Below are 13,387 nucleotides of genomic sequence, written 5' to 3'. Positions count from 1 at the left end.
TGCGATTTGGGTAAAGGTTCAGGTGATTGGTGGTTAAGTGAATCGACTCGAGAGCGAGCTAGGGCCTTGATCATTAACTGATAAATCTAACGCTATTTTGTTTTTTAATTAAAATGTTAAAAGGTAATAAATTATCGAAAAACGATAATTTATTATTGATCATCATTTAATTTGATCTTAGTATCCTCCTGTCAACTTAACAGGAATATTCATTATGTCTAACATCCAAAAACAGAGCCGACGTGTTCGCATGCTATTGCAGTTCTTTCTTGTACTTACTCCTATCATGGTGTGCTACTTCTGGTTAACCGTTGAGACTCCCTATGACTTTATAAGTGCGACAGGTATTTTTTATCTCACCTATGACATCGGGAGTTACACGATGTTGCCGCTTACTATGACAACAAGAATGGTTGCTGCGTTCACAAGTTTAGCGATGTCCAGCATCCTGATATACGCACTAATGGTTCTGATACGTTTATTTCGCAACTATGAGCGAGGCGAAATCTTCTCTTTGGAAAACGCAATGTCATACCAGAAACTCGGGTATAGCTTTTTCTATTGGGTATTTGGGTCGGTTATCTATGGTTCATTGATGTCAGTGATTTTGTCGTTCAATAATCCACCAGGTGAGCGTATCTTTGAGATTAGTTTTGTGGGTATGGACTTTTTGACACTTATATTAGGTATGATTATCTTGATCATCTCATGGGTGATGAAAGAGGGTTATATTTTGGCCGACGAACACAGCCACACGATTTAAAGGACTTGTCATGACTATCTGCATTAATTTAGACATTATGATGGCCAAGCGGAAAATGCGATTGAAGACATTGGCAAAAGAAGTAGGGATTACAGAAGCCAACTTGTCGGTGTTAAAGAATGGCAAGGCCAAAGCGGTAAGGCTATCGACACTTGATAAGTTGTGCGAAGTGTTAGAGTGCCAACCTGGTGACATATTGGAATTTGAAGCGAATGTTCACCAAGACAGCGTTACTTCCGAGTAGCGAGTCAGCGGATCGTATTCACTAGTAACAACAATGAGTCTCGACGCTATTCGAGACTCATTCTCTCCAAACTAAACAGGTTCTCCCGCCTCGTCTTCTTCAACGATATCCTTTTCTAAACTCGCCTCCGCCAACCATTTTTTTATAGACGGGCTATTCAACACTCGTTGTTGATACTGTCGGGCCTTGTCCGAAAGCTTGATGCCATAGGTTTCGACTCGCAGCGCTACAGGTGCAAACATCGCATCAGCAATCGACCATTCACCAAATAGCCAGCCCTCTGGGTATTGCTCCATTTGCTCTGACCAAATGGCATCGATGCGAGCGATGTCTTTTAGTGCACCTTCACTCAAAACCAATTTTCTTTTGGCTCGGCAATTCATTGGTAATTCATTTCTGATGTTGAAAAAACCAGAATGCATTTCTGCCGAGATAGCTCGGGCTAAGGCGCGCTCTGCAACGGATGTTGGCCAGGCAGCGCCGTTTAGGTAGGTATCATTAACGTATTCGAGAATTGCGAGTGAATCCCACACTGCAACGTCACCATCAACTAGAGTCGGCACTTTTGCGGTGGGCGTAACTTTCGCTAACGTGTCGTAAAAATCTGGCGTGAATAGCTTAAGTTTGATGACGTCTGCGTTGAGGTTGTAGTGTTCAAATATTAGCCATGCGCGCAGTGACCAAGTGGAGTAGTTCTGATTAGCGATATAAAGCTGCATAAATGCTTCCTTGCGTTTGGTGGGTATGCATTTGAGCTTAAGGGATTGTATTACGGCGCACTAACGGATAATTTTGATGCAATACATTAATAAAAACGATGGGTGGTGATTTCAATATGGATATTGATGCGTTGCGAGGCTTTCTCGCGTTTGTGGAGACCAGCAGTTTCACACGCGCTGCAAAGCAGATTAATCGCACCCAATCAGCCTTTAGTGCTCAGATGCGCAAGTTAGAGGAAGAACTTAACGTCACTCTGTTTCAAAAGGAAGGACGCAACCTGGTTTTGACTGAGGCGGGCTTGGCATTACGTTCTCATGCGGAGCAACTCGTCGCACTCCACAATACGGCGTTGAAACAAGTAAAACGTTATGAGGACAAACAGCCACTGAGATTAGGTTGCCCTGAAGACTATAACGACAGTATCTTGCCGAAAGTGATTAAGCTGTTGCAGAACGCAGAACCCACGTGCTCCATTCAAATATTTAGCTTGCCGAGCATTACGCTTAGAGAGTGGCTTGATGATGGTAGGCTTGATGCTGCTATCGTGACCCGCGCTCCCGATAGTGAAGAGGGATATTGGCTAACCAATGATGTGGGCGTTTGGATAAGCAGCCCTGATTTTGTGTTTGATGACTCTAATCCTGTGCCATTAGCTCTGTTCCAAACCGATTGTAAGTACCACGCTGCGGCCGTGAATGGCTTAACCAAGCAGGGTACGCCTTATCAACTGTTGGCTTGTAGCAATACCGCTTCAGCGCAGCGTGCGATTGTAAAAGCAGGATTAGCGATTGGTGCGATGGGCAAACTCAGTGTGACCCCGGATCTGAAAATCCTCGACGACATGCCACCGCTGCCTTCGGTTGATATTGTGTTGATCCTCGCAAGCAAGCATCACCCCGTATTGGATAAAGAGGTGCTCAATCAACTTGTCGAGTTGGATTCTGATTAGCTTTTTTCTAAATGACTTTTGTTTTCTCACTCAGGAGTTGAGCTTTTTACGATGAGATAAGGTGGATAAGAGATAGGCCGAGAACATTGAGTTTCTCGGCCTTGTTTTTATGGAAGAGAGAGTGAATTAAGATAGCTTAAACTTACTCAGTTCTCCGTGCAAATCTCCAGCTTTTACTGTCAGATCGTTACTAATTTGGACCGACGATGTCATGGTGCCCATCACCTCAACGGCAGTGTCATTGATGATCACCACATTACGGTTAATCTCTTCTGATACCGAGCTTTGTTCCTCAGCAGCGGAAGCAATCTGGTTGTTCATGTCGTTGATCACTTCAATCGCTTGGTTGATTTCTGACAAGGCGAGATGAGCGGCTTCAGTTTCGCCTTTGGTGTCGTTTGCTTGCTTTTGGCTTTGCTCCATCAATACCACGATAGATTGAGTCTCTTGCTCTAAGCGAGCCAACATAGAGCGAATCTCTTCGGTCGAACCTTGAGTACGATTCGCGAGGTTACGTACTTCATCAGCAACCACAGCAAAGCCACGTCCTGCTTCACCCGCACGGGCAGCTTCAATGGCAGCATTCAGTGCAAGTAAGTTAGTTTGTTCTGCAATACCGCCAATTTCACTCAAAATACCTTGAATGGCGGTGCTTGAATCAACTAAGTTTTGCGTTTGTTGCTGCGCATCATTGACCTGAATGGCCAAGCTATCTACTGCGCTCGCGGCATTGTCCATACGTGCCATACCATTAAGGCTGTTGCTTTGCACTTGGCTCGCAGCTGCGGCCGCTTGAACGGCTGAACTTGCCACTTCTTGTGCAGTCGCACTCATTTCATTAATGGCTGTTGCAAGTGAGTTCACTTCGTTAACTTGAGAATTCAACTGATCACGAGAAACCTCAGCGCGAGCTTGGCCTTCAGCGGCATTTTTATCTACTTGGTCTGCCGTTACCATAACGGTTAGGAGCATTTCTTGTATGCGAGATAGGAAGGTATTGAACCAATGTGCTAGCTGAGCAGTTTCATCCTTACCTTTCACTTCAATGCGATAAGTTAAGTCACCCTCGCCTTGTGCTGCATCTTTGAAACGTTCCACTAAGTTGTTCAGAACCTTGCCTAAAGAGTTGGCGATAAATGCCATGGAGGCAATGCCTAGAAGAGCTGCGATGATCCCCGCCCACACACCTTTTTCAAGTGCTTTTGAATTCTGTTCATCACTCCAATTCGTGTAGTCGTCGACGCTTTTTGTAAGGTGACTACTGGGTACTGAAACCATGACGACCCAAGGCGCATCACTGGTATTAATTGAAGTAATTGCGTATTCATCGCCGCCGAAAGTGACAAGGCCAGCGCCTGTTCGCTTAGCGATAGACTGAATGCTCGACCATTCTGCTTCCAATTCAGATGAGACTTTTTTACCTACCATATCTGCAGAGCGACTGTTGGCCAGTGTAATGCCTTTCCAAGAAGTGATGAGGATCTTGCCTTTGCCATCAAACAGGTTACGAGCAAACAATTCACTCTGGCTTTGAAGTTCAAACAAAGACAAATCAAAGCCAATTGAGCCAATGATTTTCCCGTCTTGTTTGATTGGTTGGCTGATGGTGGTGATGAGCTCTTGCTTACCTCGAACCGGGTAGAAATACGGTTCCATCACAAATGTCTTACCGGTTTGGTAAGGCATTAAGTGCCAATCGTCTTTTCGCTCCCCGTTACTGTTGAGTTCAGTATTGCTAAAGCTCTCCATTGCGACGGCATCAAAGCTGTTGTGATCATTTGGAGAGAAGAAAGGTGCAAGGTAGCCTTGGCTGTTAAAGCCTAATTCGGTGTTTGAGCTTTCTTGGGAGTTTGAGTTACTTTCGCTGTTCAACGTAGCTTGCTGTGGCCATGTTTTGTTTTCCCAAACCATGTAGCCCGCAAATACAGCTTTGTTTTGTGCTTCCAAGGCGGCAGTAAACTGTTTAACAACAAGGTCTGCGCTTGCGTTGGTTTCTGAACTCAACTCAATGATTGAGCGTGCTTGTTTTAGGTTGGCCAATACAGGGTCAAGCTGGTTAGCGATGTTTAAACCTTGTTGAAGCGCTGTGTTTTGTAAATCCGATGTTGTGGCGTCTGTCAGCTGCGTTTTGACTTTTTTAGTGACTTGCTCATTCACATCGGTAAATGCGTTGGTCGTCATCCCCATTGCGATTAACAGGGTGAAAGCCATTGCCCCGCCTGCACTTACCGCAATTCGTGTACGTATACTGTTAAACATATGATCTCATGCCAAATATTTTAAATTTGCTGAGATTTTAAACAAGATAAATGAATGAAAAATTCAAAATAATGAATACAAAAAGAATAGACAGATCTAATTTATAAACAGGATTGCATTGGGCTTATCTTTATATTTGATGTGTGGGTTCTGAAAGATAAATAAATACTTACTTAAGGTTAAGTAACCAATTGTATTTATTGATCTTTAAACCTTATTGATAAAGTGGTCTTTTATTAGGTGAGAACTGTGTTTTTTTCGCTCGTTACTGAATGTGGATTATTCATTATATGACAATGGTCACACTTAATTTTACTCAAAGTCATTCGCTCCCTCTATTTATGCGAGTGTTTATGTTTGTTTTATCAATTTAGGGCAGCCAAAGCTTGGTTCATTTCCTTCATTGAAGAATCCCCAAACTCTTTAGTTTTCGATAAATAGTATTACGGCTGATGCCCAGTATTCGGGATGTCTTGCTGATATTACCTTGGTTGGCTTGATAGGTTTGTAGCAAGGTCTCTTCAACGGTACTTCTTAAGTCAGCATTTGACTTACCTTCGATGATACGAGAAGCAGTAATCTGATGATGACTATCTTGAGCTAAAGAGGTGAGGTGCTGAGCAAGGTGGCTTGGTACATGTTCTAGAGTGACTTGTGGTACGTCGCTCGCGAGTAGGGCGGTAACCTTCAGTAAGTTATCTAATTCTCGGATATTACCCGGCCAAGAATAAGCGCATAGTAAGCTCATTAAGTGCGGGCAGATTGTCTGTTCGTCTTCCGCGTACTTACTGTGAATGTGCTCGATTAAGGCGTGTTTGTCTTGTCGGTGTTGCAGGCTTGGCAGAGTAAAGGCCAAGCCATTCAGGCGGTAAAAGAGATCTTGTCGAAATTCCCCCGTAGCGACCAACTGTTCTAAGTTTTTATGAGTCGCGGCGATGATCTGACAATCGACTTGGTAGCTTTGGTTCGAACCCACAGGGACCACGGATTTGTCTTGCAGAACATGCAGCAATCGACATTGAGCCTCCAATGGCATGTCGGCGATCTCATCCAAAAATAGAATGCCCTTGTCTGCTTGACGGATCTTGCCTTGGAATCCTTTGTGGCTTGCGCCAGTAAATGCGCCCGGCGCGTAGCCAAACAGCTCAGATTCGATAAGATCTTTCGGCAGCGCCCCACAGTTTACCGCCACTAAAGGCGACGATTTACGCTGGCTTTGCTTGTGTAATGCTTTAACAAATTCGCCTTTTCCAACGCCCGTTTCTCCTAAGATTAATAGGCTGATCCCTTTATCGATAACCTTATTAGCTTGCTGCCAAGCGTGTTCTATCTTTTGTTCGCCATGGTGCAAATCGCACGATGCTGAAATGGAGCGCGTGCGTTTGGTGGTTGGTTGTTTGAGATGCTGTTTCTCAAATACAAAGGGCGTGTCTAATGAGGTTCGGTTGAAGAGGGTATCTATGCATTCGCCGACGATCGAGGTTTGATCCAGCAGCTGAGAGGCGACCTGATTGTGCGCCACTACTTCGCCAGCCTCATTGGCTATCACTATCCCTTGCCAACCACTGTGTAGTAAAGATTTCTCACACGCAAGATCGATTCGAGTGGTGCCTTGTGGGATGTGGCTCAGTAGCTGGTTCTCAACAAGCTGAACCATATTTTGAACCAGTAATTGGACGGAACTGTCGTGTTGTTGCTGCTCACTGGTGATGTCCAATACGCCAACCATCTGGCCTTGATGATCGAACACCGGGCTTGCTGAACAGCTGATAAATCGATGCTGGTGGATGAAGTGTTGTTCGCCAATGATGGATACTGGCTTGGCTTCAACAATGGCGGTGCCAATCGCGTTGGTGCCTTTCAGTTGTTCCTGCCAACAGACTCCAGAGCTGAGTGCAATTGATGTCAGCTTCTCCTTAAACCGCTCCTGTCCCCAACTTGCCAGAATCACTCCTTCAATGTCGGTCAAAATCAAACGACTGTCGGTGCGTGCAAACATCTGATTAAACAAAGGCAGCGCATTGCGTTCGACGATGTTGATTAAGTCAGAAGATTGATGTCGTCGCTGTTTAAGAATCGATTGTGGCAGGCGAATGTCTTCGGGAAGTCGTCTCTGTTTTAGACCCGCTTCTGTGCTGCGGTGCCAAGAGGACGAAAGCCAATCTGAGGTGTTTGCTTGTTGAAGGTGCATGACTGTTCCATGTCGTAACAGTGAGGGTGTACCAATTTGGAACAGTTGAACACTGGAGTGGTTTCCAGACGTCCGTTCAATGCCAACTCACTTTGGGTTGTAAACGTTTGGTAATCATAGTTTTACAATTTATTAACAACAAGTTTTGAAGTTCTGGCGTGTGATTTGCGTTGTTACTGTTGTGAAGAAAACACGAAGTATCAGTGTTTTAAACAGAAAGCATAAACATGGGCGTCTTGTCATGAGTTCTTTTCTCAAGAGGAGCCGCCATAAAAATAAGACAGCTCTCGCTCAATAACGAATAACAAATCAAAGAAGGATCTAACTATGATTTACGCACAGCCGGGTAGTGATAACGCAGTGGTGAACTTTAAAGCGCAATACGATAACTTTATCGGTGGCGAATGGGTGAAGCCTGTCAGCGGCGAGTATTTTGATAACACTTCCCCAGTGAATGGTCAGGTGTATTGCCAAGTGGCACGCTCAACCAAGGCCGACATTAGCTTGGCACTTGATGCGGCGCATGCAGCTCGTGCAAGTTGGGCTTCGACCAGTGTGACTGAGCGCTCTAACATCCTGCTTAAAATTGCCGACCGCATTGAAGCGAACCTTGAAGAAATCGCGGTCGCTGAAACATGGGAAAACGGCAAGCCTGTGCGAGAAACCTTAGCGGCAGATATTCCTTTGGTTGTCGATCACTTCCGTTATTTCGCGGGTTGTATCCGAGCGCAAGAAGGCAGCGCAGCTGAGCTCGATTCAAACACCGCAAGCTACCACTTCCCTGAGCCAATTGGTGTAGTAGGGCAGATCATTCCTTGGAACTTCCCGATTTTAATGGCGGCTTGGAAACTGGCACCAGCACTGGCAGCAGGCTGTTGTGTGGTGATGAAGCCAGCCGAGCAAACACCGACGTCGATCTTGGTGATGATGGAGAAGATCGCCGACCTTCTGCCTGCAGGCGTGGTCAACATCGTGAATGGTTTTGGTAGCGAAGCGGGCCAAGCATTAGCAACCAGCGATCGTTTGGCGAAGCTAGCCTTTACCGGTTCAACAGAAGTCGGCCACCACATATTGAAATGTGCCGCAGAAAGCTTGATTCCATCAACGGTTGAGCTTGGCGGTAAGTCTCCAAACATCTACTTCCCAGACATCTTTAACCATGAAGATGAATACCTAGATAAGTGTGTCGAAGGCATGCTGCTTGCGTTCTTCAACCAAGGTGAAGTGTGTACTTGTCCATCACGTGTGTTGATTCATGAATCGGTATACGACAAGTTCATCGCGAAAGTAGTCGAGCGTGCTCAAACTATTAAACAAGGTAACCCGCTAGATACTGATACGCAGGTTGGCGCACAAGCTTCAAAAGAGCAGTTTGATAAGATCTTGAGCTACCTAGAAATTGGTCGTCAAGAAGGTGCGAAAGTGCTAACAGGTGGTGAAATCGCGCAGCAACCAGATGATCTCGGTAATGGTTATTACATTCAGCCAACCATGTTGGAAGGGCACAACAAGATGCGAGTCTTCCAAGAAGAGATCTTCGGCCCTGTTATCGCGGTAACGACGTTTAAAGATGAAGCAGAAGCGCTAGAGATTGCCAATGACACCGAATATGGCTTGGGTGCAGGCGTGTGGACGCGTGATGCAAACCTAGCGTATCGCATGGGGCGCAACATTGAAGCGGGTCGTATTTGGGTGAACTGTTACCACGCTTATCCAGCACATGCCGCGTTTGGTGGTTATAAGAAATCAGGCATCGGCCGTGAGACACACAAGATGATGCTCGACCACTACCAAAATACTAAGAACCTATTGATCAGCTACGATACTAATCCGTTGGGCTTCTTCTAATACAGGTTCGTTCTAAAAGAATGAGAATGAATCATGGGTACAAAGAATAACTAACAACGCAGTCGGCTTTAATAAAAACAAAAAGTGAAAGCAAAACGCCCAACTCATTTGAGTTGGGCGTTTTTATGTCTGAATCGTTTTAGCTTTGCGAAAAGAAGATCTCGGGCTTGTGGACCGGGCCATAGTTGCCTTCTAGCTGAGTGAGCTCTAAACCTTGCTTTCCGATCAGAGTACCGACCAATTGGCGGTTAAACGGGTAGCTGTCGGGGTTGTTAATATACTCTTCAACATCAATCCATTTAGCTTCTGCAATTTCATCAGTGTCTTGAATCGCAATCTCTTGAGTTTGAGCGATAAGGTGACAAATAAAGTAGAGGTTTGATTTGCCGAATTGATACGGGTGTCTTGTCGCCATGCCAACCACAGAAACGAATGTGGCTTCGATGCCAGTCTCTTCCAAGGTTTCTCGAACCACAGACTCTTCAATGCCTTCACCCAACTCAATATGGCCGCCAGGTAATTTGTAGCCTGTCATGCCATGCTCTTTGATCATCAGCACTTGGTTGTGTTCGTTGGTGATCAACGCGCCAGCACCCAAGGTGTGGGTAGGGATGAAAGGCACGAACTCGACAATTTCGGATTTATGGATCAGTGTAATTTCGTCTTCCAAACAGTTGTGAAACACAAAGCCAAGTTCAGTCGCCACTGAAATAAGGTGCGAGAGTGAAATAGGCAAGCTAATCCAAATGATGCCTTTGTTATTCTGCTTTGAAAATTCGGTGATCTGGCTGAGTTCGGCATTGAATGAGTCAGCATCGTGAGGGGCTGTTGCTGGGTCGATGACGATGCCGTTAAATTTGTCGAGCGTAAATTCCACGGGTGATCCTTTATTATTTTTGATTTATAGGGAGTCGAGCATAGGTGGAGCTTATCTTATCTCAAGAGCTTATAAAACCTGCTCTACTTGTAGCATTTTTAAGTGCACGGTAGTAGTGGGTAAAAAGTGAGGGAGAGTGTAAAGCGGGCGGCTTGAAACAAAAATTACGCTAGAAACAAAAAACTGCGCTTGGAAGCCAAAGCGCAGTTTTAAAATAGGGTTTATTTGGATTCGACTCTAACGAATATAGTTTGCATCAACACTTACGTACCAGTGTTGCAGTTTGCCGTTGGCCTTTTTGATCCATAAATCGTTGGTATAGCTCTCAATCTTACCGTTAACCGTTAAATTGAACGTGTTCTCGTCGAATTCACCAAGCTTGACGAACTGGTCTGTGGTAACTAGGAACGGGTCCATGTCGTCCACGCCAACCACATCTGAAATCACATAGTAGTGGTAAGTCAGCGGCTTGCTTGCATCATTCGGGTTGCTGCGATACGCCACAAGCTTGAATGGTTCCGTTAATGGAAGGTCGAGCGTTTGCTTGTCCATGGTCGCTGGAATCGGGATAAACAGCCAAGCGGTAAACAGACCGCTTAATAAAACCATCAGGAAGAAAAGAGTCTTAATTGCTTTCATAGCAACCTTCAAAATAGGTGATGTAGAAGACGCTATGGTAACAGGTTTGATTTGCCGATTGTAAGAGTATGAATAAGTGAAGGCGACACCCGTCTGTTAGGAAACTTGAACGCATTGACACACTGTTCATAAGTCACTATCTACACTAGTGCGAGTGACCTTGAGATAGGTTGATCATCACAACACCTGCTGCCACAAATAACATACCAATCCACACCATAGTATCGAGGTGCTGGCGGTAAACAAATGTAGAAATCAAGCTCACGGTTACGATAGCCAAGCCCGCCCATAAAGAGTGAACCACCCCAACTGGCATCCCTTTCATTGCTTGGCTCAAAAATAGAAATGCCGCCAAGTGTCCTGAAATTACCAATAGAGCAGGGATGGGTTTAGACAAACTGAAACCGTCGGTTGCTTTAAGTGCTACGTGAGAAAGTGCTTCCGCCATCACGCCCATCATTAAGAAAAACCAGCTCATAGTCGTACCTTTTAGTTGTATTGTTTTTTGTTGGTATAGCGGGGTATTTGAAAGTGTTAATCGTTGTTGCTGCTCTTTAGTAACAGCGTATTTGGCCAAACAGCAGGCACAAAAAAGCCCACACCTCACGCTTTTGCAAGGTGTGGGCTAATTCGGTGTGACTACTTGTTTAGGTAAGCTGCATGGAACTCAATGTGTTCATCAATAAAGCTAGAGATGAAGTAGTAGCTGTGGTCGTAACCTGGCTGTATACGTAGCTCTAAATCGGCATTGGTTACCTTAGCCGCTTCGACTAATTGCTCAGGCTTAAGCTGCTCAATCAAGAAGTTATCGGCTTCACCTTGGTCAACCAACATTGGCAGCTTCGTGCCTTTGGTTTTTAGAAGCTCAGAGGCATCGTAGTGCTTCCACTCTTCAATATCTAAGCCTAGATATTGGTTGAATGCTTTTTGTCCCCAAGGGCATTGCATTGGGTTGGTGATTGGGCTGAATGCGGAGATAGAACGGTAGCTATCTTCGTTCTTAATACCAATCGTTAGGGCACCGTGTCCGCCCATGCTGTGACCAGAAATCGACTTCACTGAAGTCACAGGGAAGAAAGACTCAATCAAGGCTGGAAGCTCTGTTACCACGTAATCGTACATATGGTAATGGCTGTCCCATGGTACTTGAGTGGCATTCACATAGAAGCCTGCACCTTGGCCGAGATCGTAGTTTTCATCGTCGGCAACGCCTTCGCCGCGTGGGCTAGTATCAGGTGCAACAATAGCAATGCCTTGCTCAGCCGCAGCTTTGAACGCGCCGGCTTTTTGCATGAAGTTTTCATCGGTACAGGTTAAGCCTGATAACCAATACAAAACAGGAACTGGGTTTTCTTTGCTTGCGTTAGGCGGCAAGAAAATCGCAAAACGCATGTTGCAGTCAAGCGTTGCAGAAAAGTGGGTGTATTGTTTGTGCCAACCACCAGCAACCTTTGCTTGGCTAATGTTTTCGATTGTCATCTATTGTGCTCCGTTAGGTTGATGGTTTTGGGAGTAAATTTGTCTATATCACTTAAAGTTTCACCACCCACCGGGCAGGAGGTGGTGAAGACAGTTTTGCTCTGATGTTTAAGTCAGAACTGTGGTCTCGACACCTAAGTGCTGAGACCAAGGAGAATTATTTATCCATGTGTAGAACAGTACGGATAGATTCACCTTTGTGCATTAGGTCGAATGCTTCGTTTACGTCTTGCAGACCCATAGTGTGAGTGATGAACTCTTGAAGACCAAACTCACCTGCCATGTAACGGTTAACGATTTCTGGAAGCTCAGAGCGGCCTTTAACACCACCGAAAGCAGAACCACGCCATACACGACCAGTCACTAGTTGGAATGGACGAGTTGAGATCTCTTGGCCTGCACCCGCAACACCAATGATGACTGATTCGCCCCAACCTTTGTGGCAGCACTCAAGTGCTTGACGCATCACGTTTACGTTACCAATACACTCAAAAGAGTACTCAACACCACCGTCTGTCATCTCAACGATAACGTCTTGGATTGGCTTGTCGAATTTAGTCGGGTTGATGCAGTCAGTCGCGCCAAGCTGTTTTGCTAGCTCGAATTTGCTCTCGTTGATATCAACACCGATGATGCGGTCAGCACCAGCCATGCGAGCACCAATGATTGCAGAAAGACCGATACCGCCTAGGCCGAATACAGCAACGTTGTCGCCTTTTTCAACTTTAGCTGTGTTCAATACCGCGCCCATACCCGTAGTTACACCACAACCTAGAAGACAAACTTCTTCAAGTGGTGCTTCTTTGCTTACTTTCGCTAGTGAGATTTCTGGAAGTACCGTGTACTCAGAGAAAGTAGAGCAACCCATGTAATGGAAGATTGTTTCGCCATTGATAGAGAAGCGGCTTGTACCGTCTGGCATCAGGCCTTTACCTTGCGTTTCACGAACGGCTTGGCATAGGTTAGTTTTACCAGATTTACAGAACTTACATTCGCCACATTCAGCTGTGTAAAGTGGGATAACGTGGTCGCCAATTTCAACACTTGTAACGCCTTCGCCGATCATCTCAACGATACCGCCACCTTCGTGACCAAGAATAGAAGGGAAGATACCTTCTGGATCGTCACCTGAAAGAGTGAATGCATCAGTGTGACAAACACCAGTAGCAACGATGCGAACTAGAACCTCACCAGCTTTAGGAAGTTGTACATCAACTTCTTCCATTTTTAGTGGCTCGCCAGCTGCCCATGCAACCATTGCTTTTGATTTGATATGAGTTTGACCAGGTTTAATTTCGATTGTCATTGGATGTTTCCTATATATGTCAGTACAGCGGATAACCGTGCAATTAAATTCAACCCGTTAAGCGTAGTTGAGCTTAATTGTTTCCGCTCTCTCGTTTTGTTGGAGCTAGTAT

At 45.3% G+C, this 13,387-nt stretch carries 12 protein-coding genes; 4 read left to right on the top strand and 8 right to left on the bottom strand.

Translation table 11 applies throughout. The annotated features are described in order from the left end of the window. The first annotated feature begins 214 nt into the window (after positions 1-214). Entirely contained in the window at positions 215-763 is a 549-nt protein-coding gene (locus tag AB8613_RS17300; RefSeq protein WP_285954745.1) for a DUF2975 domain-containing protein, read from the top strand. A 10-nt stretch (positions 764-773) separates the two neighbouring features. Then, positions 774-1,007, top strand: coding sequence for a helix-turn-helix transcriptional regulator (locus tag AB8613_RS17295; protein ID WP_146490297.1), 234 nt, complete (start codon positions 774-776; stop codon positions 1,005-1,007). A 71-nt stretch (positions 1,008-1,078) separates the two neighbouring features. Here the strand turns inward: AB8613_RS17295 and AB8613_RS17290 are convergent, their stop codons facing one another. Continuing rightward, positions 1,079-1,726: a glutathione S-transferase family protein gene (locus AB8613_RS17290; protein ID WP_327784533.1), complete on the bottom strand. Its 648-nt coding sequence runs from the start codon at positions 1,724-1,726 to the stop codon at positions 1,079-1,081. Positions 1,727-1,824: 98 nt separating this feature from the next. Between AB8613_RS17290 and AB8613_RS17285 the strand changes: the two genes are divergently transcribed. After that, entirely contained in the window at positions 1,825-2,676 is an 852-nt protein-coding gene (locus AB8613_RS17285) for a LysR family transcriptional regulator (protein WP_372385345.1), read from the top strand. 126 nt (positions 2,677-2,802) lie between these two features. On the opposite strand, the gene AB8613_RS17280 is transcribed toward AB8613_RS17285, so the two are convergent. Both AB8613_RS17280 and AB8613_RS17275 read right to left on the bottom strand, forming a co-directional pair. Further along, positions 2,803-4,935, bottom strand: a complete 2,133-nt coding sequence (locus tag AB8613_RS17280) for a methyl-accepting chemotaxis protein (protein ID WP_372385343.1) — start codon at positions 4,933-4,935, stop codon at positions 2,803-2,805. Positions 4,936-5,335: 400 nt separating this feature from the next. Beyond that, the gene (locus AB8613_RS17275; RefSeq protein WP_372385340.1) at positions 5,336-7,126 is read right to left on the bottom strand and encodes a sigma-54-dependent Fis family transcriptional regulator; all 1,791 of its coding nucleotides are present in this window, start codon (positions 7,124-7,126) and stop codon (positions 5,336-5,338) included. Between the two features lie 327 nt (positions 7,127-7,453). Between AB8613_RS17275 and AB8613_RS17270 the strand changes: the two genes are divergently transcribed. Then, positions 7,454-8,974 carry an aldehyde dehydrogenase family protein gene (locus tag AB8613_RS17270; RefSeq protein WP_372385338.1) on the top strand — a complete coding sequence of 507 codons (1,521 nt, stop codon included), beginning with the start codon at positions 7,454-7,456 and terminating at the stop codon, positions 8,972-8,974. A gap of 139 nt (positions 8,975-9,113) precedes the next feature. Here AB8613_RS17270 and AB8613_RS17265 read toward each other — a convergent pair whose 3' ends face one another. The 5 genes from AB8613_RS17265 to AB8613_RS17245 all read right to left on the bottom strand — a co-directional run bounded on the left by AB8613_RS17265 (position 9,114) and on the right by AB8613_RS17245 (position 13,275). Next, entirely contained in the window at positions 9,114-9,851 is a 738-nt protein-coding gene (locus tag AB8613_RS17265) for an NUDIX domain-containing protein (RefSeq protein WP_372385337.1), read from the bottom strand. A 237-nt stretch (positions 9,852-10,088) separates the two neighbouring features. After that, positions 10,089-10,490: a hypothetical protein gene (locus AB8613_RS17260; protein ID WP_372385336.1), complete on the bottom strand. Its 402-nt coding sequence runs from the start codon at positions 10,488-10,490 to the stop codon at positions 10,089-10,091. A gap of 145 nt (positions 10,491-10,635) precedes the next feature. Then, a complete protein-coding gene (locus AB8613_RS17255; RefSeq protein WP_009846216.1) occupies positions 10,636-10,968 on the bottom strand; it encodes a multidrug efflux SMR transporter in 333 nt (110 codons plus the stop codon). A 161-nt stretch (positions 10,969-11,129) separates the two neighbouring features. After that, on the bottom strand, positions 11,130-11,969 hold the full coding sequence (gene fghA / locus AB8613_RS17250; protein ID WP_372385335.1) for an S-formylglutathione hydrolase: 840 nt from the start codon (positions 11,967-11,969) through the stop codon (positions 11,130-11,132). A gap of 157 nt (positions 11,970-12,126) precedes the next feature. Continuing rightward, entirely contained in the window at positions 12,127-13,275 is a 1,149-nt protein-coding gene (locus AB8613_RS17245; RefSeq protein ID WP_012601124.1) for an S-(hydroxymethyl)glutathione dehydrogenase/class III alcohol dehydrogenase, read from the bottom strand. Positions 13,276-13,387: the final 112 nt, after the last annotated feature.

Origin of the sequence: Vibrio sp. BS-M-Sm-2, from assembly GCF_041504345.1 — a bacterium.
Taxonomy (GTDB): domain Bacteria; phylum Pseudomonadota; class Gammaproteobacteria; order Enterobacterales; family Vibrionaceae; genus Vibrio; species Vibrio satsumensis.
This window is presented reverse-complemented; position numbering and strand designations above follow the sequence as displayed.

Bases quoted from the DNA above. Each gene is read 5' to 3' on its own strand.
- AB8613_RS17300 (WP_285954745.1), top strand. From the start codon at position 215: ATGTCTAACATCCAAAAACAGAGCCGACGTGTTCGCATGCTATTGCAG.
- AB8613_RS17295 (WP_146490297.1), top strand. From the start codon at position 774: ATGACTATCTGCATTAATTTAGACATTATGATGGCCAAGCGGAAAATG.
- AB8613_RS17290 (WP_327784533.1), bottom strand. From the start codon at position 1,726: ATGCAGCTTTATATCGCTAATCAGAACTACTCCACTTGGTCACTGCGC.
- AB8613_RS17285 (WP_372385345.1), top strand. From the start codon at position 1,825: ATGGGTGGTGATTTCAATATGGATATTGATGCGTTGCGAGGCTTTCTC.
- AB8613_RS17280 (WP_372385343.1), bottom strand. From the start codon at position 4,935: ATGTTTAACAGTATACGTACACGAATTGCGGTAAGTGCAGGCGGGGCA.
- AB8613_RS17275 (WP_372385340.1), bottom strand. From the start codon at position 7,126: ATGCACCTTCAACAAGCAAACACCTCAGATTGGCTTTCGTCCTCTTGG.
- AB8613_RS17270 (WP_372385338.1), top strand. From the start codon at position 7,454: ATGATTTACGCACAGCCGGGTAGTGATAACGCAGTGGTGAACTTTAAA.
- AB8613_RS17260 (WP_372385336.1), bottom strand. From the start codon at position 10,490: ATGAAAGCAATTAAGACTCTTTTCTTCCTGATGGTTTTATTAAGCGGT.
- AB8613_RS17255 (WP_009846216.1), bottom strand. From the start codon at position 10,968: ATGAGCTGGTTTTTCTTAATGATGGGCGTGATGGCGGAAGCACTTTCT.
- fghA (WP_372385335.1), bottom strand. From the start codon at position 11,969: ATGACAATCGAAAACATTAGCCAAGCAAAGGTTGCTGGTGGTTGGCAC.
- AB8613_RS17245 (WP_012601124.1), bottom strand. From the start codon at position 13,275: ATGACAATCGAAATTAAACCTGGTCAAACTCATATCAAATCAAAAGCA.